The organism is Gordonia marina, assembly GCF_052036135.1.
Lineage (GTDB): Bacteria > Actinomycetota > Actinomycetes > Mycobacteriales > Mycobacteriaceae > Gordonia.
Genome location: NZ_JBPSDN010000012.1, coordinates 15,919 through 39,121, shown reverse-complemented (window position 1 = coordinate 39,121; position 23,203 = coordinate 15,919). Strand labels below are relative to the sequence as shown.

The following is a 23,203-nucleotide window of genomic DNA, read 5'->3' as shown; positions in this document are numbered from 1 at the left end:
TACTTCCGGAACGGGTCAGGCGGCCTTGACGCCGGTGAATCGGGCCAGCAGGCGCGCGGCGACGTAGACGATGCCGACCGCGATGACCAGGGTGAGGGCGGCGCCCCACACGGTGTCGTAGCCGCTGGGGCCGTTGTTGTACTCCTGCAGCATCATCAGCGGCAGCGATTGCTGGTTGCCCTCGAAGGGATTCCAGTTGGTGGCGCGGGTGGCGCCGACCAGGATCAGCACCGGCGCCGACTCGCCCATCACGCGGGCCACGGCGAGCATCACGCCGGTGATGATGCCGCTCATCGCGGTCGGCAGGACGATCTTCATGATCGTCTTCCACTTCGGGACGCCGAGGGCGTACGACGCCTCGCGCAGGTCGTGCGGGACGATCTTGAGCATCTCCTCGGTGGACCGCACCACCAGCGGCACCATCAGCAGCACCAGGGCGAGGGCGACCACGAAGCCCGAGCGGGGCAGGTCGAGGCTGGTCCGCCAGACGGCGTACACGAACAGCGCCGCGACGATCGACGGCACACCGGACAGGACGTCGACCATGAACGTGGTGAGCTTGATCAGCCGCTTGTTCCGGTCGGCGTACTCCACCAGGTACACGCCGACCAGGATGCCGAGCGGCACCGCGATCACGGCGGCCAGGAGTGTCTGGATCAGCGTGCCGATGATCGCGTTGGCCGCACCGCCGTAGCGTTCGGCCTGGGTCCACCACGCCGCGTTGAGGATCGGCGAGATCCCATGGCTGACCAGGGTCACCACCAGCCAGCCGAGCGGCAGCACCGCGAGCAGCACCGACAGGACGACGGCCGCGCGAGCGACCTGGTTGGTCACCTTCCGGCGCGTCGACGTCGTCGTCAATTCGAGTGCCATGGGTTCAGCCCTTCCGGGAGATCACGCCACGCGCCGCCGCGTTGACGATGAAGGTCAGGACGAAGAGCACCAGGCCGGCCGAGATGTAGGCGCCGGTCTTGACCGGCGAGTCGAACTCGGCGGCGTTGTTGGCGATGACGGTCGCGAAGGTCTCGCCGCTCTCCATCAGGTTGAAGTTGATCGGGCCGACACTGGAGATGATCAGCAGCAGCGCCATGGTCTCGCCGAGCGCGCGGCCGAGGCCCAGCATGGAGCCGCTGATGTAGCCGGAGAAGCCGAACGGCAGCACCGCGGTGCGGACCACTTCCCATTTGGTGGCGCCGAGCGCGAGGGCCGCTTCCCGCTGACCCTTGGGGGTCTGGGTGAACACCTCGCGGGTGACGGCGGTGATCACCGGCAGGATCATCACGGCGAGCACGATGCCCGCGGTCAGCAGGGTGCCGCCGGTCGACATGTTGGCGACGTTCTGCGGCTGCCGGAAGAACGGGAGGAAACCGAGGTTGTCGACCAGCCATTTGTTGGGGCCGACCATCGCCGGGCCGAGGACCAGGATGCCCCACAGGCCGTAGACGATCGACGGCACGGCGGCGAGCAGGTCGACGACGTACGCGATCGGCGCGGCCACCTTCGGCGGCGCGTACTCGGTCACGAAGATCGCGATACCGAGCGACACCGGCATGGCGATGATCAGGGCGATCACCGACACCAGCACGGTGGCGTAGAACTGCGCGGGGATGCCGAACTTCAGCTCGCTGCCGGAGACCACCCACGTCCCGGTGAAGGTGAAGAAGTTCTCGGTGTTCTTGGCGAGCGCGGGGACGGCCTGGATCAGCAGGAACAGCGCGATCAGGCCGATCGCCGCCGACACGAGCATGCCCGAGCCGGTCGCCAGGGTCGCCATCACCCGGTCACCCAGGTGCGAGACCTTGGTCAGCGGGCTGTCCGGGCGCTCCGGGCCGCCCCGGTCGTCGTTCTTGACGACCGGGGCGGGAGCGGCGTGCGGACTCGCCATCAGCTCGGGGCTACTCATCCGAGTGCGTCAACCGTGCCGCGCAGGGCGGCGGTGAACTGCGCGGGCAGCGGCACGAAGCCCAGGTCGGCGAGGCCGTCCTGGCCCTTGGCGAGGATCGTGCTGAACGCGGTCTTCAGCGCGGGGCCGGTCTTGGAGTCGGAGTAGCCCTTGGAGCAGACGATCTCGTAGGTGGTCAGCATGAGCGGGTACGCGCCCTCCTCGGAGAGCCCGAAGAGCGCGTCGGTGTCGACCACGAGGTCCTTGCTGCCCGGGTTCGCGAACTTGGCGTTTTCCAGGGCCTTACCCGCCGACTGCGCGGTGAGCTCGGTCGGGCCGGCGCCGAAGTCGAGGTTGGCGACACCCAGCTTGTTCTCGGTCGCGAAGCCCCACTCGACGTAGGTGATGGCGCCCGGGGTCTTCTTCACGGTGTCGCCGACGCCGGTCGACTTGGCCGCGCCCGATCCGCCCTGACCGGCCCATTCCTTGCTCGGCTTGTGGGTCCACTCGGCGGGGGCCGCGACGCTGAGGTAGCGGGTGAAGTTCTCGGTGGTGCCTGAGCTGTCGGTGCGGTGCACCGGTACGACGGCGGTGTCCGGGAGCTTGACGCCCGGGTTCAGCGCGGCGATCTTCGGGTCGTTCCACTTGGTGATCTTCGAGTCGAAGATCCCGGCCAGCACGGCGGCGTTGAGGTTGAGCTTGTCGACACCGTCGAGGTGGTACGCGATGGCGACCGGGCCGGCGACGAGCGGCAGGTGCCAGGCGTCGTTGCCGCCGCAGCGCTTCTTGGCGTCGGTGGCCTCGTCGGGCTTGAGGGGCGAGTCGCTGCCGGCGAAGTCGACGTCGCCGGCGATGAACTTCTTGACGCCGGCGCCCGAACCCGAGCCGGTGTAGTCGAGGACGACGTCGCTGTTCTTGGTGAGCACGTCGGCGAAGTAGGTCATCGCCTTCTGCTGCGAGGTGGCGCCTTCACCGGTCACGGTGGTCTGGCTCCCGGAGCCGCCACACGCGGACAGCAGAAGCCCCGCGGCGACGGCCACCGAGAGTGCGGCGGAGGTACGGGCGGTGGTCTTGGAGATCGCAGACATGCGGGTGAAAGCCTTTCGATTGCTTCGACGACACTGCGAAGCTATCGACGCTCGATGAGCCCGGACGATCCGTCAGATGTCGTGAATACGAACAGCTGACGCCCCGGCGGCGAACCCGTTCACCTGTAGGCCGCGTCTATCGCGTAGGGAGTGAAGCCGAGGCGGCGGTAGGTGGAGAGGGCGGCGACGTTGTCGCCCTCGACGTACAGCTCCACCTCGGTGAGCCCGCGATCGGCCAGATGATGCAGGCCGGCGAGGGTCAGCAGGGATCCGAGCCCGCGTCCTTGAGCGTCGGGATCGACGCCGACCACGTACACCTCTCCGAGTGCTTCCGGGCCCTTCTCCCCCGCCGGGTGCACCTTGGTCCAGTGGAAGCCGAGCAGCTTCCCGTCCCCCGTGCCGTCGCCCCCCGCCCCGTCGCCCCCTGAGCCGCCGACGAAGGAGGCGTGTCGAAGGGAAGACGGCCCCCGGTCCGCCGGAGCGTCGAACGCCAGGAACAACCCCGCGGGATCGAACCACTCCGACCCGGTCCGGTCGTCGATCTGCCGCTGCGTCCAGCCGCCCTGTTCCGGATGCCAGGAGAACGCGGCGTTGTTCACGCGCAGGATCTCGGCGTCGTCCGACGGTCCCGCGTAGGTGCGCAGCACGATGTCGTCGCGCCCCGGCAGCGGCGGCAGTGGGAGCGCCCCCGCCCCGGCCGGCGGGAGCGCGCGACGCAGTTGCAGGAGTTCGCGGACACGTTCGAGGCCGAGGTTCCGGGCCAGTCCCGCGGCCCCGGGCAGGTCGCCGTGGGCCCAGAGGGAGGGGGCGGAGCCGGAACCGGCATGTCGTGCTTCGCCGAGCGCCGCCGCGATCAGCAGCGCGCCTTCACCGTTTCCTCGGTATTCGGGGTCGATCACGCCTTCCACGGCGGCCTCCCCCGACGGTGCGACGACGATCCCCGCGTACCCGTGCGGCGACAGGAGGTGCATTCCGTCCGGCGATTCCAGCGCGAGCCGGAACTGTTCGGACAACGGCGCGACGCCGTCGGCGGCTTCGGCCCGGGCGATCACCCCCCGGACGTCGGCCAGATCGGCAGCGGACAGAGGGCCGCGATGGGTGCGCGGAGGCGTCGTCGGTGTCACAGGCACCACGGTAGTGGACATGTCGTGCGTATCCAGCGGCTCGCACCTTCGGCTCGACCGGAATGGCGGTCAAGCCGGGCACGACAGGTCAGCCGGCCTCGTCGTCGGGTTCCTCGTCCGGGGAGGCGTCGCGACCACGCGGGGGACGGACCGCCTTGTAGCCGACGTTGCGGACGGTCCCGATCAGGGCCTCGTGGTCGCTGCCGAGTTTGGCGCGGAGTCGTCGTACATGCACGTCGACGGTGCGGGTGCCGCCGAAGAAGTCGTAGCCCCATACCTCGTGCAGCAGCTGCGCGCGGGTGAAGACCCGGCCGGCGTTCTGCGCCAGGAACTTGAGGAGCTCGAACTCCTTGTACGTCAGGTCGATCGGCTTGCCGCGCAGCCGTGCGGTGTACGTGGCCTCGTCGATCACCAGCTCACCGAGGGTCACCCGGTCGTCGGGCTCGGTGTCGCCGCCGGCACCGCGGGCGACCAGCAGCCGCAGCCGGGCGTCGAGCTCGGCGGGTCCGGTCTCCGGGAGCAGGAAGTCGTCGATACCCCAGTCGGCGGTGATCGCGACCAGACCGCCCTCGGTGAGGACGGCGGCCAGCCGCGCACGACCCCCCTGCAGCAGACGGCACAGCGCCCGCGCGCCGGCCAGGTCACGCCGGGCGTCGACCACGATCACCTCGGCGTCGCCGAGTTCGGTGAGGGCGGAAGTGTCCGCGGGAAGCACCCGCACACGGTGCGGAAGCAGGGAAATGCAGGAGAGCACCGCGTCCGCGGAGTCCTCGTCGGTCAACAGCAACAGGTCCACTACCACTCCGATCTCGAGGTGGCCTTGCATGTGGGCTGTCGATCGACGCTGGCCGCAGCTCCGTAAAACTCTAGTGACAGAATAGCGGCAATGACCCCTCCGACCCGAATCACCGGTGCCGTGCGCGCTCGCCGAAGCGTCGCCGCGGCCGTGGTCGTGGTGGTCGCACTGCTGGTCATCGCCCTGATCGCGGACCTGATCACCGCCTCGCGGGCGGAACATCGGATGGCGCGGGCACTGATGTCGTCGCCCATGATCACCTACGAACCCGAGGTGGTCTACTCGGGCCGCCCGTTCCTCACCGAGATGTCGAGCGGTGCGCTGCCCAAGATGACGATCAGCGCCCGCGGAGTCGGCATCGACGACTGCGGCGACCTCGGCGCCTGCACCGTCGACGTCGGCGCGCGGCTGTATCACCCGACCGTCGGGAACGTCTGGGACGTCTCGCCCACATCGCCCATCCACTTCCATCGAATGGTGGCCGAGACGCGCGTCAATTCGCCGAACCTGGGCCGGCTGATGAACATCATCGACCTCTACATCAACAGCCCCGCACCGAAGGGCAAGGTCGGCGGCGGCGGTCCGGGCGACGGCCTCATCGAGCGCACCGACGGCATCATGCTCAGCGGCACCGTCCCGCTGCCCGGCTCGCCGCCGTACGACGGCAAGTACCCGCCGTCGGCGTCGGAATACCACCATCCGAAGGTGAAGGTGAGCGTCACCGCACGGGTTTTCGTGAAGGATGGACGCCTCCGGATTCAGGCCACCGACTTCTACACCGGGCCCGAAGAACACTTCTCCGACGACGTCCCGCCGGAATTTCGCTCACGCGTACTTAAACTCTTCTCAACGACGCTGCCGATCCTCCCGATGGCGTGGAAAACTCCCCCGACCAGTGCATTCACCCGCGGAAGCGACCTGATCCTGGCCGGCGATGCCCCCTCGGGCACGGTGACCCCCGGCACCTACTGAACTCGTCGGTCAGGACCGTCGGCGAGCTGTTGTACCGTCGGGTCCCAGTGGCAAGCACCGATGAAAGGATCGACCATGGCACGTGCCGATGTGCTGGTCAGCGCCGACTGGGCTGAGCAGAATCTGGACAACCCCGAGGTGGTGTTCGTCGAGGTCGACGAGGACACCTCGATCTACGACCTCAACCACATCCCGGGTGCGGTTCGCCTCGACTGGCGCAAGGATCTGCAGGACGGCGTGCGCCGCGACTTCCTGGACGCCGACGGCTTCTCCAAGCTGCTGAGCGAGCGCGGCATCGCGGGCGACGACATCGTCGTGCTGTACGGCGGCAACAACAACTGGTTCGCGGCCTACGCCTACTGGTACTTCAAGACCTACGGCCACAAGGACGTCCGTCTGCTCGACGGCGGCCGCAAGAAGTGGGAGCTGGACGGCCGCCCGCTGAACGGCGAGACCGTCGTGCGCGAGGCCACCACCTACGTCGCGCAGCCGGCCGACGCCTCGATCCGCGCTTTCCGCGACGAGGTGGTCGAGTCGATCGGCGTCAAGAACCTGGTCGACGTCCGCAGCCCCGACGAATTCTCCGGCAAGATCTCCGCGCCGGCGCATCTCCCCCAGGAGCAGGCGCAGCAGCGCGGCCACGTGCCCGGCGCGATCAACATCCCGTGGTCGACCACCGCCAACGAGGACGGCACCTTCAAGAGCGACGACGAGCTGACCGCGCTGTACGCGGAGAAGGGCTTCGACGACGCCAAGGAGACCATCGCCTACTGCCGCATCGGCGAGCGCTCCAGCCACACCTGGTTCGTGCTGCAGGAGCTGCTGGGCAAGAAGAACGTCAAGAACTACGACGGCAGCTGGGTCGAGTACGGCTCGCTCGTCGGCGTTCCGATCGAGATCTGAGAAAGAGGACAACTGCTATGTGCGCAGCCCCCAAGCAGGGTCAGACCATTCCGGCCGGCGTCGACGTCGAGAAGGAGACCGTCCTGACCGGGCAGGTCGTCGACGGTGCGGGCACCCCCGTGGCCGGCGCGTTCGTGCGTCTGCTCGACGGCACCGGTGAGTTCACCGCCGAGGTCGTGGCCTCGGCCACCGGCGACTTCCGCTTCTTCGCCGCCCCCGGCACCTGGACGCTCCGCGCGCTCAGCTCCCAGGGCAACGGCGACGTGACGGTCAGCCCCGAGGGCCCCGGCATCCACAACCAGGACGTCACCGTCGCGAAGTAGCTCTTCGCTCATCGAAGCCCCGATCCGCCTCATGGCGGGTCGGGGCTTTCGAGTTCTTGCGCTGCCAGACGGGTCAGACTCTCAAAAGCCCTCCACACCGCGGACACCGGGCGGGGTGATCTGTCGCGGATCTTGTCGACGCCGAAATCTGTCGCGGAGTCCGTGAGAGATCCGGCAAGATTCGCTACGTCTGTGGACCCGCGACAAGATCCGCGACAGATCCCCTGGGGCCGGGGTCGTCAGTCCGGGCGCGCCCGGCGCGTCACCTCGGGCGGGAGGCCCCACTCGTCACGACCGAGACGGGACACCGGGCGCAGCCGCGCGAAGTCGGGGTGCTCGCCGTCGAGCACGTCGTCGTCGACGCTGAAGGCGACCACCTCGCCGAAGATCATGGTCGACGCCCCGAAGCCCACGGTGGTGTGCAGCCGGCATTCCAGGGCGGCCGGGCTGGCGGCGACGAACGGCGGAGCGACGACGCTGCTGGGCGCCATCGCCAGACCGACGTGCTCGGCTTCGTCGACCTCCGGGCCGAAGCCGGCGCTGGTGTCGTTGGCCGTGACCATCAGGTCCTCGCTGACCAGGCTGACGGTGAACTCCCGGGTCGCCAGGATGTTCCGCAGCGTGTCCTTCACACCGATCGACGTGAACGCGATGATCGGCGGCCGATGCGAGGCGACGGTGAAGAACGAGTGCGGTGCCAGATTGCCGACACCGTCGCGATCGCGGGTGGCGACCCAGGCGATCGGCCGCGGCACCACCAGGGCGGTCAGCAGAGAATAGGGGTTCACGCCGGTGTCACCGGGGCGCAGGATCCGTCGCTCAGTCACGCCGCCACGGTACCCGCGACCGCCCGGCAGTGGGATCGGCCATAGCTGCCCGGGCGGACTCTGATCGTCACGCCCGGCGCGGTATCATCGGCGTGTGGTTATCTTCTTCGAAGTTCTGCTGGGACTGGCAACGCTGCTGATCATCTGGACCTCGCTGTACGTCATCTACCGCCTGGTCTCCGACGAGTCATGACGCGCTCGGGCAACGAGGCCATCGCCGACGCCGAGCAGCGCGCCGCCGACACCGCGGACAAGAACGTCCCGACGGTCGGCGACCTTCCGCTGCCCATCGACACCGCGAATCTGCGCCTCGGGCCCGACCTGCATCCCGGCCTTCTCGGCCTGCTTCCGCTGGTCGGAGTCTGGGAGGGTGAGGGCGAAGGCCACCACCCGCTGACCGGCGACGACTACGCGTTCGGCCAGCAGATCATCGTCAGCCACGACGGCGGCAACTACCTCTCCTGGCAGTCGCGCTCGTGGGTACTCGATGAGAACGGCGACTACCTCCGCCCCGACCTGCGCGAATCCGGCTTCTGGCGCATCGGCGACGACGACACCATCGAGCTGTTGCTGACCCACGCCGAGGGCTCCATCGAGCTCTACTACGGGCGGCCGCTCAACCAGACGTCGTGGAACCTCACCACCGACGTCACCATCCGCACCGAGACCGGCGCCCACACCGGTGCGGCCAAGCGCCTCTACGGCCTGGTCCCCGACGGCGACCTCGCCTACGTGGAGGAACGCCTCGACGGCGAGGGCGACCTCACGCCCCGCCTGTCCGCGAAACTCAAGCGCGTCATCGGCTGACCCGCCCCGCGATACCGGCCCGGCTCAGATCTCGACCATCCGGTGCTGGCTGGCCGGTTCCCGACGCCCCCGAATCGCGATCAGCTCCCGCGCGTGCAGATCCAGGGCGACGTCGCCCGGCAGCTGCGGACGCCAGGGCCTGACCGACGTGGCGTCGCCGGCGCCGTCGAGCGCCGCCAGCACGGTCAGGCTGTGCGCGGCCAGCCGCGAGGTCTCGCTCCCCTCGCGCGGCCAGTGCGCCCGGACGTGTACGGCGACGTGCATGGTCTGCCGCCCGGTGTGGATCAGCCGCGCCGACACCTCCACGACCTGGCCGATGTGGATAGGCCGGTAGAACCGCACCCCGCCCATGTACGCGGTGGCCACCTCCCCCGAGCACCAGCGGACGCCGCAGAGGTAGGCGGCGTCATCGATCCAGCTCATCACCCGGCCGCCGTGCGTCTTCCCGCCCCAGTTGATGTCCGTCGGCGCGGCCAGGAAGCGGGTGCCCACGTCCAGCGCCGCCGAAGATGCCCGGTAGTCCGCCAGTTCCATCGCCGACTCGATCCGGCGACGACGTTCGGCACGTTCCCGAGCCTCCCGGCTCTTGGCGACGTCGGCGCCGAGCATCGGCTGCCACTGGCGGACCGGAGCGGGGCGCCCGTCGTCGTCGACCGCGACGAAGACGAGCAGACAGGAACTCGCCGCGCGGAAGGTCCCCTCGCGCGGATCGGCCGAGCCGACGGTGCATTCGATGTGCATGGAACTGCGGCCGGTGTGCACCAGAGTGGCCGTCACCTCGACGATGTCGCCGGACGAGATGTCCCGGCCGAAACTGATGTTGCCGACGTACGCGGTGACGCTGTAGCCGCCCGACCACGCCGCCGCGCAGGCGTACGCGGCCTTGTCGACCCACTCCAGAATCCGGCCGCCGCGGACGCCCCCGCCGAGCGTGGCGACATCGGTCGGCGCGGCCAGGAAGCGCAGGGTGATCTGCCGGTCGGTGATGGGCATGGGGTACCTCCTCGTTTAGGTTCACCCATGCTGACCCACTGTCCGTTCGCACACGACGATGCCCCGGACCGGTGAGCGCGCGGTGATCCGGGCGTAACACCGGTGAGACCAGGCGTCACACCTCAGCGCACGACCCGAGAGCCACCCGGACAGGAGCCGAACGCCCCGAAGGCCGCACCCGAGGGCAATCCGTATTCCGTCCCACCACCCGGATTCGGCCGCCCCACCGCAAGTCTGTTCGCCCCGCCGGAATATTCCGGCGGGGCGAACGGAAAGCGAGTGGGGGGACGGAATGCGGCCAGGGTCAGCGCGCGACGTCGAGCGCGAGCAGACGCGCGCCGGCCGCGCCGGCGGCCACCGCGTGCTGGTGCGTCACGACCACGACCACCCGTTCCGGGCCGAACAGCGCGCCGTCGCCGCGAGCGCAGATGCGTTCGAGGATCGCCTGGGCGTCGAGCTCGTCGAGGTGCTCAGCGGGCTCGTCGAGCAGGACGATCGGCGCCGGGTGGAGCAGAGCGCGCGCCAGCAGCAGACGGCGGCGCTGGCCGCCGGAGAGGGCGGAACCACCGCCGGTGAGGTCGGTGTCCAGCCCGTCGGGCAAGGCATCGACCCAGTCGCCGAGGCCGACGTCGCCGAGCGCCGCGCGGACCTGCGCGTCGGTGGCATCACCGCGCGCGACCAGCAGGTTCTCCCGGACCGAGGTGGAGAACAGGTGCGCCTCCTCGGCGAAATAGCACGACGCCGAGCGCAGCGGGACCGGTGCGCCGTCGTCGTGGGTCGCGGTCACCGTGCCGCCGAGGGGATCGAGCAGTCCGGCGAGGGTGAGCAGCAGCGTCGACTTGCCACAGCCGCTCGGGCCCACGACCACCAGCCGCTCCCCCGGAGCCAGCGCCAGATCGAGCCCGCGTTCCGGGCCGAGCGGCGTCTCCCAGCCCCACTGGAGGCCCTCCGCGGCCAGCGCCGCGGGCGCGGGATCGATCACCGGATCGGCGGTGGTCTCGACGAAGATGTCGGTCGAGCGGAGTCGAGACCCCGACCGGCTCGGGGCCGCCCCGTCGACCAGTGCCATCACCCGCCGGGCCGCCTGGCGGCCTCGTTCCCATGCGATCCCGGCCTCGGTGAGCGGGCCGGTCGACTCGAACGACGACAGCGGGAGCAGCACCAGCACACCGAACAGCATCGGGGTGAAACGCGTCGACTCCGACGACACGCCCAGCAGCGAGCCGTGCACGCCGGTGGCCAGGTCGACGGCGATCAGCGCGGCCGCGACCACGCTGACCGCGAGGGCCAGCGGCGTCGCCGAGGTACCCCAGACCTGCCACGCCGCCCCCCGGTCGGTGGCCGCCGCGGCACGGCGATCCGCCGCCACCAGTGAGTCCAGCACCGCGCGCCGCCGTCCGGCGACCGCCAGCTCCGGCGCGTGCCACAGCAGCGCGGTCGTCTCGGCGGCGACGTCCTCGCGGGCACGGGCACTGTCGTCGAGTGCCAGCGACGAACCCCGCGCGGCCAGCCACGGCGCCAGGCCCCCACTGACCAGCAGACACACCGCCAGCACCAGCGCCGCCCGCCACGACACCATCCCCATGATCAGCACCGCCGCCACCGAGGTCACCGCGCCGACCGCCATCGGGATCAGACCGCGGATCAGCGCGTTGCCGATGTCGTCCACGTCGTCGGCGGTGCGGGCGAGCAGCTGCGACTGGCGCAGGCTCACCGAGTACGCCGGCGACCCGCCGGCCAGCACCCGGTAGATGCGGGTGCGCGCGGTGGCCATCATGTTCAGCGCGGCGTCGTGGGTGGCGAGTCGTTCCAGGTAGCGGAACAGCGCGCGCGAGATGCCGAGGGCGCGGACCGAGGTGATGGCGACCGACAGGTACAGGATCGGCGGCATCTGCCAGGCCCGGGTGATCAGCCACGCCGACAGCGCGGCCAAGCCGAGAGCGGACAGCGCGCCGGCCACGCCGAACAGCACCGAGATCACCACCGGCCGCCGCCCGAGGCCCAGGAACCGCAGTGCCGCGATCATCGAAGGGCTCCGTCCACCGGCGCGCCCGGGCCGAGTTCGACGACCACGTCGCCGCCGCCGACGGCCACCGGATGGTGCGCCACCATCACGACCGTCGCACCCGCCGCGGCGCGCTCGGCGATCGCCGTCAGCACCCGGTCCTCACTGTCCGCGTCCAGGTGCGCGGTCGGTTCGTCGAGCAGCAGCAGCGGCGCCGGCGAGGCGAGCACCCGGGTGAGGGCGAGCCGCTGGCGCTGACCCGCCGACAGGCCCGCACCACCGGCGCCCAGGATCGTGTCGTGACCGTCGGCCGTATCGGCCAGCACCTCGTCGAATCCGGTGGCCGCACAAGCCTTCTCCAGCAGCCCGGGATCGGCGGCGCCGAAGAGTTCGAGGTTCTGCCTGATCGTCCCGGGAATCACGACGGGCTGCTGCGGGAGCCACGCGATCTGGGCTCGGTAGGCATCGAGGTCGACGTCGCCGAGCGGCTGCCCGGCGATCGTCACCGTGCCCTCATCGGGCCGCAACAGGCCGAGGATCACTTCCAGCACCGACGACTTGCCGCTGCCGTTCGGCCCGGTCAGCACGCTCACCCGGCCGGACTCCAGCCGCGCGGTGACCCCGCGCGGCGCCCAGCCGTCGCGGCCGTGCACCCCGATCCCGGTGAGTTCGACGGCCGCGCCGGCCACCTCCACAGCGGCCCCCGGACCATCGGACACCGCAGTGGAGTCGCCGGATTCGATCAGCGCGAGGATCTCCCGGGCGGCGGTCATGCCGTCTTCGGAGTTGTGGAACTGCGCGCCGACGCGGCGCAGCGGCTGGTACGCCTCGGGGGCCAGCACCAGCGCCAGCACACCCGCGTACAGCGTCATCTCACCGCTCACCAGGCGCACGCCGATGCCGACGGCGACCAGCGCCACCGACAGGGTGGCGATCAGTTCCAGCGCGGTGCCGGACAGGAAGGCGACGCGCAGCGCCGACATGGTCCGGCGCCGCAGGTTCTGGCCGAGGCGCTCCACCCGGGCGGCGGGCGCCTGCGCGCGGCCGAGGGCGCGCAGCGTCGGCAGGCCGGTGATCAGGTCCATCAGCTGCGCGGTGAGCGCGCTCATCGACTCCAGTTTGCGCTCGGTGCGGTCGCGGGTCAGCAGTCCGATCAGCACCATGAAGGTCGGGATCAGCGGCAGCGTGATCAGCACCAGGATCGCCGAGGTGAGGTCGGCCCACCCGATCACGACCACCACGACCGGGGTCACGATGGCCGTGGCCAGCAGCGCAGGCAGGTAGCCGGCGAAGTAGTCGACCAGGCTGTCGAGCCCGCGCAGGGCGACGGTCAGGGCCCGTTCCCGCTCGGCCAGCAGGTCGCGCGGTGAGGTGCGCGCCGGGTCGGTGAGCCGGTCGAGGGCCCTCCGGCGCAGCTGCCCGATGGTGCTGAGCGCCGCGCGATGCGCGTACCGGCCGGCGACGTAGTCGAGCACCACCCGGACCGCGAGCGCCGCCCCGAGCACCCACAGGTGCGTGGCCTGGGCGGCGAAGCTGCGCGCGGCCGGATCGGTGATCACCTCGGACAGCAGCCCGGCCAGGGCGACGGCGGCGACGATCATCGCGACCACCGTCGCCGCCTGGCCCAGGGCCGTCAGCACCACGTACCAGCGCGCGGACGGCGAATACTTCAGCAGGCGCGGGTCCAGCGGCGGGCGCCGGACGCCGGACGGCACCGTCAGACCGTGGTCTTCAGCGACAGACCCGCCGGCGTCTCCGGAACGTCGTCGATCGACAGCCGCTTCCGGAACACCCAGTAGCTCCATGCCTGGTATCCGATCACGATCGGCGTCATGATCACAGCCGCCCAGGTCATGATCACCAAGGTGTACTGGCTCGACGAGCTGTTCATGATCGTCAGACCCTGATCGCTGCCCAGCGTGGACGGCATCACGTACGGGTACAGGCTGCCGAACAGCAGGCCGACCGTGGCCGCGATGGCGATCGCGGTGCCGAGGAAGGCCCATCCCTCGCGCCGCAGGTTGGTCGCGATCACCACGCCCACCGCCGCGAGTGCACCGATCACGACCAGCGCCCACGTCCAGTCCTTGCCGTATGCCAGCTGCGTCCAGAGCAGGAAGGTGCCGGCGATCACCAGCATGGCCACCGACAGGCTGGCGGCGAGCTTGGTGGCGTCGTCGCGCATCTGGCCCTTGGTCTTCAGCGCGATGAAGATGGCGCCGTGCGTCAGGAACACCACCAGGGTGGTGAGGCCGCCGACGATTCCGTACGGGTTCAGCAGGTTCCAGAAGCCGCCGGTGTAGACGTGGTTGGGACCGCGGACCTCGATCGGCACACCGCGCACGACGTTGGCGAACGCGACACCCCACAGCAGGGCGGGCACCCACGACCCGATCCCGATCCCGACGTCGCACCACAGGCGCCAGCGCGGGTCGTTGATCTTGGCCCGCCATTCGATCGCGCACACGCGCACGATCAGCGCCAGCAGGATGAGGAACAGCGGCAGGTAGAAGCCGGAGAACATGGTGGCGTACCAGCCGCCGAACGCGGCGAACAGCGCGCCACCTGCGGTCAGCAGCCACACCTCGTTGCCGTCCCACACCGGGCCGATGGTGTTGATGATCAGACGGCGGCGCTTGTCGCCGTCGTGCTCACTGCTGCGGCCGAGGAACGGCATCAGCATGCCCACCCCGAAGTCGAAGCCCTCGAGCACGAAGTACCCGGTGAACAGGACGGCGATCAGGACGAACCAGACGATTTCCAGAGCTGACGGATTCATGGCAGTTCAGGTCCTTTCTCAGTACTGGAAGGAGAGCGGCTCGTCACCGTCTCCGTCGTCGGTGGACTCGGCGTCCTCGGCACCCGGTGCGGCCGGGCCCTCCAGGATGTAGCGCCGTTCGAGCACGAACCACGCCACGCCGAGCGCCGCGTACAGCAGCGTGAAGATGATCAGCGACGTCCACACCAGGCCGGAGCCGTTGAACGACACACCGTCCTTCACCAGCATGTGGATCTTGTACGGATCGGCCTGATCGGGATCGGCCCAGTTCGGGGCGACGACCCACGGCTGCCGGCCCATCTCGGTGAAGATCCAGCCGGAGGCGTTGGCCAGGAACGGCGTCGGCAGCATCCAGAGGCAGAGGATGCCGAACCTGCGCGACACCTCGATCCCGCCGCCGGGCCGCTTCTTCCGCAGCATCCACAGGCCGCCCAGCGCGACGACCACCGAACCGAGCGCCCAGGTGATCATGGCGCGGAAGCTCCAGTAGGTGACGAACAGGTTGGGTGCGAAGTTCTGGTGCGGCATGTTCAGCGCCTCGCGGTACTGCTCCTGCAGCTCGTCGACGCCCTGCACCTTGCTGTCGAAGTGATGGTCGGCGAGGAACGACAGCATGTTCGGGATGGTGATCACGTGGTCGATGTGCGCACAGTTGTTCTGCCGCCCGATGCTCAGCACGGAGAAGCCCGCGCCGGTCTCGGTGGTGCACAGCGACTCGGCGGCGGCCATCTTCATCGGCTGCTGCTTGAACATCAGCTGGGCCTGCATGTCACCGGTGATGAACAGGCCGATTCCCGAGAAGATGGTCATCCACAGCGCGAACAGCGCCACCGGCCGCCACAGCTTCCGGTTCTCCTCGAGCAGTTCCTCGCCGGTCGCGTCGACGCCGTCGCGCAGCTGGCTCGGGGCGGTCGTGACCGGGGCGTCACCGGCGTCCAGTTGCTTGGCGCGCAGCGTGTTGCGGGCCATCCAGTACAGGCAGACGACGGCGACCACGGTGGCCGCGGTGAGCCAGGCACCCAGGATGACGTGCGGGAACGCGACCAGCGTGGTGTTGTTGGTGATCACCGCGACGAAGTTGTTCATCTGCGGGCGCGCCAGCGTCTCGTTCCATTCGACACCGACCGGGTGCTGCATGAACGAGTTGGCCGCGATGATGAAGTACGCCGAGGCGGTCACGCCGATCGCGACCAGCCAGATCGACGTCAGGTGCGCCCATTTGGGGAGGCGCTTCCAGCCGAAGAACCACAAGCCGAGGAAGGTCGATTCGAGGAAGAACGCGACCAGGCCCTCCATGGCCAGCGGGGCGCCGAAGACATCGGCGACGAACCGGCTGTACTGGCTCCAGTTCATGCCGAACTGGAATTCCTGCACGATGCCGGTGGCGACGCCGAGGGCGAAGTTGATCAGGAAGACCTTCCCGAAGAACTTGGTGGCCCGCAGCCATGCCTCGTTACCGGTCTTGACCCAGACCGTCTGCATGACGGCGATCATCGGCGCGAGGCCGATGGTCAGGGGCACCAGGATGAAGTGGTAGACGGTGGTGATGCCGAATTGCCACCGGGATAGATCGACGACGTCCACGCGGAAGTTCCCTTCACGATCTCCGGGCGAGCGGGGCTGCCGCTGCCGTAGTACTACCCGCAGTAGTACACGATATTCACGCTACGTGCTCATCGAGCCGGGACCCAACCTCGATCGGGACCTAAGTCCCCAGCGTGTGCCGTGTTTCACAGGTAGTTCTCATGGTCGCCGACGGGCTCTGTGAGCGCACGATGTGTGCCAGATTCTCAGGAATCCGTGCCGCGGTCGAGGGCCGCGTCGACCAGACCGGCGACGTCCAGGCGCACCGCCCGGTCCGGCAGCGGCCGGCCGTCGAGCGTGTGGACGCGCGCGGCGAGCGTGACCGACGACAGCAGCCACACCCCGTCCGCGGCCCGCAGGTCGTCCACGGTCAGCGCTTCCTCCCGGGCGAGCAGGCCCCTCTCCCGCGCGACGGCGAACAGCGCCGCCTGCGTGGTGCCAGGCAGGATCGGGCCGGACCGCGGCGGCGTCACCAGCCGCCCGGCGGTCTGCACGACGACCGACGAGCGCGGCCCCTCCAGTACCGTCCCCGCGGCGCCCGTGAAGATCGCGTCGTCCGCGCCGCGTTCCTGCGCGTAGCGCAGCGCCGCGGTGTTCCCCGCGTAGGCGAGAGCCTTGATACCGGCGAGTACCCACGGCAGCGCGGCAGCGCGCGGGTCGAGGCCGCGGTCGAGAGTGAGCACGGCGATCCCGTCGCGCCGTGCCACAGCCACCCGCGCGGGCACCGGGGCGACGGTCAGATAGCAGGTCGGCGGCCCGCCGGGCGTGCTCTCCCGGCCGCGCGCGTAGACGATCCGCAGCATGGCCTCGGACGCGCCGCCGGCGCGTCGTCCCCATTCCTCCTCCGCGACCGCGACCGCCCGGCGCAGCGCCATCCGGTCGGGCGCGGGCAGGTCGAGCGCGACCGCGCCGTCGGCCAGCCGGTCGAGGTGGGCGTCGAGCAGCCGGGCACGGCCCCCGCGGATCAACAGCGTCTCGAAGACTCCGTCGCCGCGCAGCGCGGCGAGGTCGTCGGCGTGCAGGAGCGGGCGCGCCGCATCGTGCACCCGCCCGTCGCCGGTGACCACGAACATCGTCATGCCTCACAGGTTCGCACATCGCGCGGTCGTGACCGCGCCGTAGACTCGGGTACATGGCGGCCTCCGACCACTCCCCGATCCTGCTCAGCCATCCCGGTGCGGTGCCGACGCCGGACGACGATCCCAGCCCCGGCGTCGCCTGGCACTACGGCGACCCGCTCGGTGAGCAGCGCGCCGCGCAGCGTCGCGCTGCCGTGATCGACCGCAGCGACCGGGCGGTCCTGGAACTCGACGGCGACGACCGCCTCACCTGGCTGCACTCCATCGTCACCCAGGATGTCGCGAGCCTGCGCGACCGGACCAGCGCGGAGAGCCTCTCGCTCGACGGCAACGGCCGCGTCGAGGACCACTTCGTCCTCACCGATGTCGACGGCATCACCTGGCTCGACACCGAGTACGCCCGCGGCGGGCCGCTGCTGGAATACCTGAGCCGGATGGTGTTCCGGGCCGCGGTGACCCCGGTCGCCCGGCCCGACATGCACGTCCTCACCCTGATCGGCCCGAACGTACGGACCGGGCCGATCGCCGAACTGCTCGACATCCCGGCCTCCGCGCAGGTGTACGACGCCGGCGACCTCCCCGAGGTGCACCACGAGGACGAGCCGCTCGGATTCTGGCGCATCATGCCGCCGACCGGCGAGGACCGGGACCTGCCGGTGGTCGACCTGGTGGTGCCCGACACCGAGCTCGCACTGTGGTGGCGCGAGCTGGTCGGCGCCGGAGCGGCCGCGGCCGGCGTCTGGGCGCAGGAGGCGCTGCGGGTCGCCGCCATGCGTCCCCGGCTGGGGCTGGACACCGATGAGCGCACCATCGCCCACGAGGCCGACTGGATCGGCACCGCCGACGAGGGCGGCGCCGTCCACCTGAACAAGGGCTGCTACCGCGGTCAGGAGACCGTCGCACGCGTGCAGAACCTCGGCCGCCCGCCGCGCCGCCTGGTGCTGCTCCACCTCGACGGCAGCGCCGACGAGCGGCCCGCGCTCGGCGATCCGGTGAACCTCGCCGGACGGGCGATCGGCCGGATCGGGACCGTCATCGATCATCACGACCTGGGACCGATCGCGCTGGCGCTCGTCAAGCGCACCGTCGCGGTCGACGCCGAGCTGACCGTCGGCGCGGCGGGTACCGCAGCCCGGATCGATCCGGACTACTACACCGCCGACGACGCCGTCCCCGCGGGCCGTGCCGCCGTCAACCGGCTGCGCGGCCGAGACTGACCCCCGACACCGGCATATCCGCTGCTCAGCGCCCCCGCCGCGCGGACCGCACCCGGCGGCGACATATTCCCCGGAAGCGGGGTAGACTGTGCCTCAGGAACATAACTAACGAGTAGAACGGGGCCGCCACAAAGTGGCCGCCCCGTCATTGTGCGAGGGGGTCCCTAATGGGCCGTGGCCGGGCAAAAGCAAAGCAGACGAAGGTCGCTCGTCAGCTGAAGTACTCGACGCCGAACACAGATCTTGACAGCCTCCAGCGGGAGTTATCGGGCGGTGGAGGTCAGTCCCACAACCCGGTCGACGACTGGGCCGACGACGACCGCTACTCCGAAGAGGAGTGGCGGCGCGCCTGACGCGCCTGCTCACACGCATTTCCGGTGAACCCGGGTGCTCTTGACCGAGCACCCGGGTTTTCTGGCGCCTTCGGTCCGGCGCATCGGCATCTGAAAAGGCCCGGCCACCGCGGTGACCGGGCCTGATCCTTCCGGCGCTAGAAGCGCGCGTACTCGCCGCGCAGTTCGGCCCGGCCGGGTGCGCCGGCGTCGCCCCGCACGACCGTCCCGAGCACCCAGTTCTCCACGTGCCGCGCGGTGAGGATGGCCTGCGCGCGGTCGGTGTCCTCGGGCGCGACGACGGCGACCATGCCGACGCCCATGTTGAAGGTGCGCTCCATCTCGGCGCGTTCCACCCGGCCGCGCTGCGCGATCATCGAGAAGACCGGCGCCGGGGTCCAGGAGCCGCGCTCCAGTTCGGCGGCCAGCCCGGTCGGAAGCACCCGCGCGAGATTGTCGGCGAGCCCACCACCGGTGACGTGCGCGAAGGTGCGGACGTCGGTCTCGGCGGCCAGCGCCAGGCAGTCCTTGGCGTAGATGCGCGTCGGCTCCAGGAGTTCCTCACCGAGGGTGCGGCCGAACTCCTCGACGTGCCCCTCCAGGTCCATCCGGCCCCATTCGAGCAGCACCTTGCGGGCCAGCGAGTAGCCGTTGGAATGCAGGCCCGACGAGCCCATCGCGATGATGACGTCGCCCGGGCGCACGCGGTCCGGGCCGAGAACGGCGTCGGCCTCGACCACGCCGACGCCGGTGGCGGAGATGTCGTAGTGACCGTCCTCCATCAGGCCGGGGTGCTCGGCGGTCTCGCCGCCGAGCAGCGCGCAGCCGGCGTCGTAGCAGCCGTCGGCGATACCGCGCACGATGTCGGCGACCATCTCCGGGATCACCTTGCCGATGGCGATGTAGTCCTGCAGGAAGAGCGGTTCGGCGCCGCAGACCACGAGGTCGTCGACCACCATCGCGACCAGGTCGCGACCCACCGTGTGATGGATGCCGAGGGCCTGCGCGACGGCCAGCTTGGTACCGACACCGTCGCTGGACGCGGCGAGGACGGGCTCGCGGTAGTCGCCCTTGAGGGCGAACAGCCCGGCGAATCCGCCGAGACCGCCGAGCACCTCGGGACGGGTGGCGCGCTTGGCGTGCGGCGCGAAGAGTTCGACCGCGCGTTCACCGGCGTCGATGTCGACACCGGCCGCGGCGTACGACGCCCCGGCTCCGCTGTCGGCGGGATTGGCGACGGGACCGTCGTTCATGGTCGTGGCGCTCCTCGAGTTGGCCGTGGGAAAAGACATGATGCGCAGACCAGGCTACCCGAGCGCCTGGTCGCGACCGCGCCGGGAGAGGCCGGGAAAGACCTTACGGGCGCATGACCGCGCTGACGTTGTCGTTGGCGGTGGTGAGCGGGTCGATGATCTCGCCGGCCGAGGAGTTCTTGAGCATCGTCTCCAGCACGGCCTTGCCCATCGAGGTCTCCTTGGGCAGATCGATCGGGTAGTGCCCGTCGAAGCACGCCTTGCACAGCGCGTCGGACGGCTGCTCGGTGGCGGCGACCATCCCGTCGACGCTGAGGTAGCCGAGCGAGTCCGCGCCGATCGCCTGCCGCACGCCCTCGACGAGGCCCTCCTCGGACTCCATGCCGTTGGCGATGAGTTCGGCGGGCGACGCGAAGTCGATGCCGTAGAAGCAGGGCCAGCGCACCGGCGACGACGCGATCCGGACGTGCACCTCGGCGGCGCCGGCCTCCCGCAGCATGCGGATCAGCGCGCGCTGAGTGTTGCCGCGGACGATCGAGTCGTCGACCACCACGAGCTTCTTGCCGCGGATCACTTCCTTGAGCGGATTCAGCTTCAGCCGGATACCGAGCTGCCGGATGGTCTGGCTGGGCTGGATGAAGGTGCGGCCCACGTAGGCGTTCTTCATCAGGCCCTGGCCGTAGGGGATGCCCGATTCCTGGGCGTATCCGACGGCGGCGGGGGTGCCGGATTCGGGCACCGGGATCACCAGGTCGCCGTCGGCGGGATGTTCGCGGGCCAGGCGCCGCCCGATGTCGACGCGGGTGGAGTGCACCGAGCGGCCGTTGATCACCGAGTCGGGCCGCGCCAAGTACACGTATTCGAAGATGCAGCCCTTGGGGGTGGGCTCGGCGAAGCGGGAGCTGCGGACGCCGTCGGCGTCGATCGCGAGCAGTTCGCCCGGTTCGATGTCGCGGACGAACGACGCGCCCACGATGTCGAGCGCGGCGGTCTCCGAGGCGATCACCCAGCCGCGGTCCAGCCGCCCGAGCGACAGCGGGCGGATGCCGTGCGGGTCGCGCGCGGCGTACAGGGTGTTCTCGTCCTGGAAGGTGAGGCAGAACGCGCCCTCCAAGGTCGGCAGCAGCTCGAGGGCCGCCTGCTCCAGGGTCTTGTCGGCCGCGCCGTAGGCCAGCAGGGCGCCGACGACGTCGGAGTCGGAGGTGGCGCCCTCGTTGTCGCCGTAGATGCCGAGCGCGCGGGCGCGCTGCGCGAGGGCGGCGGTGTTCACCAGGTTGCCGTTGTGTCCGAGGGCCACGCCGTTGCCGGCCGCGGTGTGCCGGAAGATCGGCTGCGAGTTCTCCCAGCTGGTGGAGCCGGTGGTCGAGTAACGACAGTGCCCGACGGCGATGTGACCGGCCATCGAACCGAGCGTCTGCTCGTCGAACACCTGGCTGACCAGGCCGAGATCCTTGAAGACCAGAACCTGGTGGCCGTCACCGACGGCGATGCCGGCCGCCTCCTGGCCGCGGTGCTGCAGAGCGTAGAGGCCGTAGTAGGTGAGCTTGGCGACGTCCTCGCCGGGAGCCCAGACACCGAAGACGCCGCATTCCTCGCGCGGTTCGTTCTCGGGTTCGTCGAGATTCAGCAGGTTGGGCGAGTGGACGGAAAGGTCTGTCACCGGGACGCTCCGATTTCATGGGCTGGGGACGGGCGTACGTCCTACAGAGTTTACGTGCCGGTATCGCAAGTGAACAGTCGCGATCGGCCGATCGGGCGTGGGAATCGACACACTCAGACCCGGACCAGCGGCAGGTACGCCGCGATGTCGGGCGCCCGGTGCCCCGAGGCGCTGACCCGATGCGCCGCGATCGACTCGTCCAGCTCGGCGAGGCCGGTCACCAGCAGCAGCCACTCCCGCGGCGTCGTCTCCACGACGTTCGGCGGCGTGCCCCGGGTGTGCCGCACCCCTTCCAGGCACTGCACGGCCACGAACGGCGGCACCCTGACCTCCACCGCGTTGCCGGGCGCGTCCTGGGCCAGGGCACGCGCGGACAGTCGTACCGCGGCGGCCAGCTCACCGCGGGCGGGCGCCGGCCGCGCGTCGTCGTGCAGCCAGTCCACGACACCCAGCACCGCGGCCCGCAGCTCCGCCGGATCGACGGTCTTCTTGGTCACCACGGCGTCAACCCGCCCCGAGATGGTCGGCCATTGCCAGATACGAGCTCACGAGGGGAATCTTCCCCCGTCGCCCGCCATCTGCCAACGGCCGACGTCCGTGCCGGAGGAATCCGCGCGGCCGGGGACTACTCTCGACCGGGTGACCCGCACCGCCGATCTGCACGTCCACACGCACTACTCGGACGGCACCGACACCGTGCCGGAACTGTTCGACGCGGCCCGCGCGGCGGGGCTGACGACGGTCGCGATCACCGATCACGACACCGCGCAGCACTGGGACGACGCGCGCGACCTGGTCCTCCCGGGTATGCGGGTGCTGGCCGGCACCGAGTTCTCCACCAAGCATCCCGGCCCGGACGGGGAACTGGTCTCCGTGCACCTGCTCGGCTATCTCTTCGACCGCGAGCACCCCGGCGTGGTGGCCGAGTGGGAGCGGATGCGCACCGAGCGCGCCGGGCGCGGTGCGCGGATCGTCGAGAACCTGATCGCCGCCGGATACCCGATCACGCTCGACGAGGTGCGTGCGCACGCCGGGCCCAGCAACATCGGCCGGCCGCACATCGCTCGCGCGCTGATGGACGCCGGGGCGGTCGGTTCGGTGTCCGAGGCCTTCGATCGGCTCCTCCACGACCACAGCCCGTACTACGCCGCCCTCCGCTCCACATCGCTGATCGAGGGCATCGCCCTGGTCCGAGCGGCCGGGGGCGTCCCGGTCGTCGCCCATCCGCGGGCGCGGGCCGCCGCGAGCGTGCTGACCGCCGAGGTGCTCGCCGACCTCGCTCGGGCCGGGCTGGCCGGGATGGAGGTGGAGCATCCCGACCATGACGCGGCGGCCCGCACCGAACTGGCCGGGATCGCCGCCGACCTGGGCCTGCTGCACACCGGTTCCAGCGACTATCACGGGGCCAACAAGACCCTGCGGATCGGCCAGGAGCGCACACGCGACGAGGTGGTCGAGCGCATCGTGGAGCTGGGGACCCTCGCGCCGTTCGTCGCCTGACCGGCGCGGTTCGTTCCGGCGACACCCGGCGGCCACCCGAGGTTGGGCCGCCGCACACCCGGGCCGCCTAAGAACTTCA

At 70.2% G+C, this 23,203-nt stretch carries 22 protein-coding genes; 7 read left to right on the top strand and 15 right to left on the bottom strand.

Going from position 1 to position 23,203, the window contains the following annotated elements; all coding sequences use genetic code 11:
• Window positions 1-15 precede the first annotated feature (15 nt).
• The 5 genes from pstA to ACSEEN_RS09665 all read right to left on the bottom strand — a co-directional run bounded on the left by pstA (window position 16) and on the right by ACSEEN_RS09665 (window position 4,890).
• Window positions 16-873 carry a phosphate ABC transporter permease PstA gene (pstA, locus tag ACSEEN_RS09685; protein ID WP_440713057.1) on the bottom strand — a complete coding sequence of 286 codons (858 nt, stop codon included), beginning with the start codon at window positions 871-873 and terminating at the stop codon, window positions 16-18.
• A 4-nt stretch (window positions 874-877) separates the two neighbouring features.
• Entirely contained in the window at window positions 878-1,885 is a 1,008-nt protein-coding gene (gene pstC / locus ACSEEN_RS09680; RefSeq protein WP_298440837.1) for a phosphate ABC transporter permease subunit PstC, read from the bottom strand.
• A gap of 14 nt (window positions 1,886-1,899) precedes the next feature.
• On the bottom strand, window positions 1,900-2,970 hold the full coding sequence (pstS, locus tag ACSEEN_RS09675) for a phosphate ABC transporter substrate-binding protein PstS (RefSeq protein ID WP_440713056.1): 1,071 nt from the start codon (window positions 2,968-2,970) through the stop codon (window positions 1,900-1,902).
• A gap of 119 nt (window positions 2,971-3,089) precedes the next feature.
• A complete protein-coding gene (mshD, locus tag ACSEEN_RS09670) occupies window positions 3,090-4,115 on the bottom strand; it encodes a mycothiol synthase (protein ID WP_440713055.1) in 1,026 nt (341 codons plus the stop codon).
• A 67-nt stretch (window positions 4,116-4,182) separates the two neighbouring features.
• Complete coding sequence (locus tag ACSEEN_RS09665; RefSeq protein WP_440713108.1) at window positions 4,183-4,890, bottom strand: winged helix-turn-helix domain-containing protein; 708 nt, start codon at window positions 4,888-4,890, stop codon at window positions 4,183-4,185.
• A 90-nt stretch (window positions 4,891-4,980) separates the two neighbouring features.
• On the opposite strand from ACSEEN_RS09665, the gene ACSEEN_RS09660 reads away from it, so the two are divergent.
• The 3 genes from ACSEEN_RS09660 (at window position 4,981) to ACSEEN_RS09650 (ending at window position 7,088) form a co-directional block, all read left to right on the top strand.
• Window positions 4,981-5,862: an LmeA family phospholipid-binding protein gene (locus tag ACSEEN_RS09660; RefSeq protein ID WP_440713054.1), complete on the top strand. Its 882-nt coding sequence runs from the start codon at window positions 4,981-4,983 to the stop codon at window positions 5,860-5,862.
• Between the two features lie 75 nt (window positions 5,863-5,937).
• Window positions 5,938-6,765 (top strand): sulfurtransferase, encoded by an 828-nt coding sequence (locus ACSEEN_RS09655; RefSeq protein WP_371307529.1) that lies wholly within the window; start codon window positions 5,938-5,940, stop codon window positions 6,763-6,765.
• 17 nt (window positions 6,766-6,782) lie between these two features.
• Complete coding sequence (locus ACSEEN_RS09650; RefSeq protein WP_247866364.1) at window positions 6,783-7,088, top strand: DUF1416 domain-containing protein; 306 nt, start codon at window positions 6,783-6,785, stop codon at window positions 7,086-7,088.
• A 239-nt stretch (window positions 7,089-7,327) separates the two neighbouring features.
• Here ACSEEN_RS09650 and ACSEEN_RS09645 read toward each other — a convergent pair whose 3' ends face one another.
• Window positions 7,328-7,915, bottom strand: coding sequence for a flavin reductase family protein (locus tag ACSEEN_RS09645; RefSeq protein ID WP_298440813.1), 588 nt, complete (start codon window positions 7,913-7,915; stop codon window positions 7,328-7,330).
• A 189-nt stretch (window positions 7,916-8,104) separates the two neighbouring features.
• Between ACSEEN_RS09645 and ACSEEN_RS09640 the strand changes: the two genes are divergently transcribed.
• Window positions 8,105-8,722: a heme-binding beta-barrel domain-containing protein gene (locus tag ACSEEN_RS09640; protein WP_440713053.1), complete on the top strand. Its 618-nt coding sequence runs from the start codon at window positions 8,105-8,107 to the stop codon at window positions 8,720-8,722.
• A gap of 24 nt (window positions 8,723-8,746) precedes the next feature.
• Here ACSEEN_RS09640 and ACSEEN_RS09635 read toward each other — a convergent pair whose 3' ends face one another.
• The 6 genes from ACSEEN_RS09635 to ACSEEN_RS09610 all read right to left on the bottom strand — a co-directional run bounded on the left by ACSEEN_RS09635 (window position 8,747) and on the right by ACSEEN_RS09610 (window position 17,162).
• Window positions 8,747-9,715 (bottom strand): acyl-CoA thioesterase, encoded by a 969-nt coding sequence (locus ACSEEN_RS09635; RefSeq protein ID WP_440713052.1) that lies wholly within the window; start codon window positions 9,713-9,715, stop codon window positions 8,747-8,749.
• A 304-nt stretch (window positions 9,716-10,019) separates the two neighbouring features.
• Complete coding sequence (gene cydC, locus ACSEEN_RS09630) at window positions 10,020-11,741, bottom strand: thiol reductant ABC exporter subunit CydC (protein ID WP_440713051.1); 1,722 nt, start codon at window positions 11,739-11,741, stop codon at window positions 10,020-10,022.
• Entirely contained in the window at window positions 11,738-13,525 is a 1,788-nt protein-coding gene (gene cydD, locus ACSEEN_RS09625; protein ID WP_440713050.1) for a thiol reductant ABC exporter subunit CydD, read from the bottom strand. The genes cydC and cydD overlap by 4 nt, the downstream gene beginning before the upstream one ends.
• A complete protein-coding gene (gene cydB / locus ACSEEN_RS09620; protein WP_440713049.1) occupies window positions 13,438-14,499 on the bottom strand; it encodes a cytochrome d ubiquinol oxidase subunit II in 1,062 nt (353 codons plus the stop codon). Before cydB ends, cydD begins: the two co-directional genes overlap by 88 nt.
• A gap of 18 nt (window positions 14,500-14,517) precedes the next feature.
• Window positions 14,518-16,083, bottom strand: coding sequence for a cytochrome ubiquinol oxidase subunit I (locus ACSEEN_RS09615; protein WP_298440802.1), 1,566 nt, complete (start codon window positions 16,081-16,083; stop codon window positions 14,518-14,520).
• Between the two features lie 206 nt (window positions 16,084-16,289).
• Window positions 16,290-17,162 (bottom strand): aminodeoxychorismate lyase, encoded by an 873-nt coding sequence (locus ACSEEN_RS09610; protein WP_440713048.1) that lies wholly within the window; start codon window positions 17,160-17,162, stop codon window positions 16,290-16,292.
• A 53-nt stretch (window positions 17,163-17,215) separates the two neighbouring features.
• Here ACSEEN_RS09610 and ygfZ point away from each other — a divergent pair, with 53 nt between their 5' ends.
• Complete coding sequence (gene ygfZ, locus ACSEEN_RS09605) at window positions 17,216-18,379, top strand: CAF17-like 4Fe-4S cluster assembly/insertion protein YgfZ (RefSeq protein WP_247866355.1); 1,164 nt, start codon at window positions 17,216-17,218, stop codon at window positions 18,377-18,379.
• A gap of 167 nt (window positions 18,380-18,546) precedes the next feature.
• Entirely contained in the window at window positions 18,547-18,732 is a 186-nt protein-coding gene (locus tag ACSEEN_RS09600; RefSeq protein WP_247866354.1) for a DUF3073 domain-containing protein, read from the top strand.
• Between the two features lie 137 nt (window positions 18,733-18,869).
• Here the strand turns inward: ACSEEN_RS09600 and purM are convergent, their stop codons facing one another.
• The 3 genes from purM to ACSEEN_RS09585 all read right to left on the bottom strand — a co-directional run bounded on the left by purM (window position 18,870) and on the right by ACSEEN_RS09585 (window position 22,124).
• Window positions 18,870-19,964, bottom strand: a complete 1,095-nt coding sequence (purM, locus tag ACSEEN_RS09595) for a phosphoribosylformylglycinamidine cyclo-ligase (RefSeq protein WP_440713047.1) — start codon at window positions 19,962-19,964, stop codon at window positions 18,870-18,872.
• A gap of 103 nt (window positions 19,965-20,067) precedes the next feature.
• Entirely contained in the window at window positions 20,068-21,624 is a 1,557-nt protein-coding gene (gene purF, locus ACSEEN_RS09590) for an amidophosphoribosyltransferase (RefSeq protein WP_247866352.1), read from the bottom strand.
• A gap of 113 nt (window positions 21,625-21,737) precedes the next feature.
• Complete coding sequence (locus tag ACSEEN_RS09585) at window positions 21,738-22,124, bottom strand: sterol carrier family protein (protein ID WP_247866351.1); 387 nt, start codon at window positions 22,122-22,124, stop codon at window positions 21,738-21,740.
• A gap of 139 nt (window positions 22,125-22,263) precedes the next feature.
• Between ACSEEN_RS09585 and ACSEEN_RS09580 the strand changes: the two genes are divergently transcribed.
• Window positions 22,264-23,124, top strand: coding sequence for a PHP domain-containing protein (locus tag ACSEEN_RS09580; RefSeq protein ID WP_371307535.1), 861 nt, complete (start codon window positions 22,264-22,266; stop codon window positions 23,122-23,124).
• Window positions 23,125-23,203: the final 79 nt, after the last annotated feature.

What these genes read in the sequence shown, in the direction of transcription:
- pstS (WP_440713056.1), bottom strand. Translation starts at nt 2,970, where the DNA reads ATGTCTGCGATCTCCAAGACCACCGCCCGTACCTCCGCCGCACTCTCG.
- ACSEEN_RS09650 (WP_247866364.1), top strand. Translation starts at nt 6,783, where the DNA reads ATGTGCGCAGCCCCCAAGCAGGGTCAGACCATTCCGGCCGGCGTCGAC.
- ACSEEN_RS09655 (WP_371307529.1), top strand. Translation starts at nt 5,938, where the DNA reads ATGGCACGTGCCGATGTGCTGGTCAGCGCCGACTGGGCTGAGCAGAAT.
- ACSEEN_RS09635 (WP_440713052.1), bottom strand. Translation starts at nt 9,715, where the DNA reads ATGCCCATCACCGACCGGCAGATCACCCTGCGCTTCCTGGCCGCGCCG.
- pstA (WP_440713057.1), bottom strand. Translation starts at nt 873, where the DNA reads ATGGCACTCGAATTGACGACGACGTCGACGCGCCGGAAGGTGACCAAC.
- cydB (WP_440713049.1), bottom strand. Translation starts at nt 14,499, where the DNA reads ATGAATCCGTCAGCTCTGGAAATCGTCTGGTTCGTCCTGATCGCCGTC.
- pstC (WP_298440837.1), bottom strand. Translation starts at nt 1,885, where the DNA reads ATGGCGAGTCCGCACGCCGCTCCCGCCCCGGTCGTCAAGAACGACGAC.
- mshD (WP_440713055.1), bottom strand. Translation starts at nt 4,115, where the DNA reads ATGTCCACTACCGTGGTGCCTGTGACACCGACGACGCCTCCGCGCACC.
- cydC (WP_440713051.1), bottom strand. Translation starts at nt 11,741, where the DNA reads ATGATCGCGGCACTGCGGTTCCTGGGCCTCGGGCGGCGGCCGGTGGTG.
- ACSEEN_RS09660 (WP_440713054.1), top strand. Translation starts at nt 4,981, where the DNA reads ATGACCCCTCCGACCCGAATCACCGGTGCCGTGCGCGCTCGCCGAAGC.
- cydD (WP_440713050.1), bottom strand. Translation starts at nt 13,525, where the DNA reads ATGGAGCTACTGGGTGTTCCGGAAGCGGCTGTCGATCGACGACGTTCC.
- ACSEEN_RS09640 (WP_440713053.1), top strand. Translation starts at nt 8,105, where the DNA reads ATGACGCGCTCGGGCAACGAGGCCATCGCCGACGCCGAGCAGCGCGCC.
- ACSEEN_RS09610 (WP_440713048.1), bottom strand. Translation starts at nt 17,162, where the DNA reads ATGACGATGTTCGTGGTCACCGGCGACGGGCGGGTGCACGATGCGGCG.
- ygfZ (WP_247866355.1), top strand. Translation starts at nt 17,216, where the DNA reads ATGGCGGCCTCCGACCACTCCCCGATCCTGCTCAGCCATCCCGGTGCG.
- ACSEEN_RS09600 (WP_247866354.1), top strand. Translation starts at nt 18,547, where the DNA reads ATGGGCCGTGGCCGGGCAAAAGCAAAGCAGACGAAGGTCGCTCGTCAG.
- purM (WP_440713047.1), bottom strand. Translation starts at nt 19,964, where the DNA reads ATGAACGACGGTCCCGTCGCCAATCCCGCCGACAGCGGAGCCGGGGCG.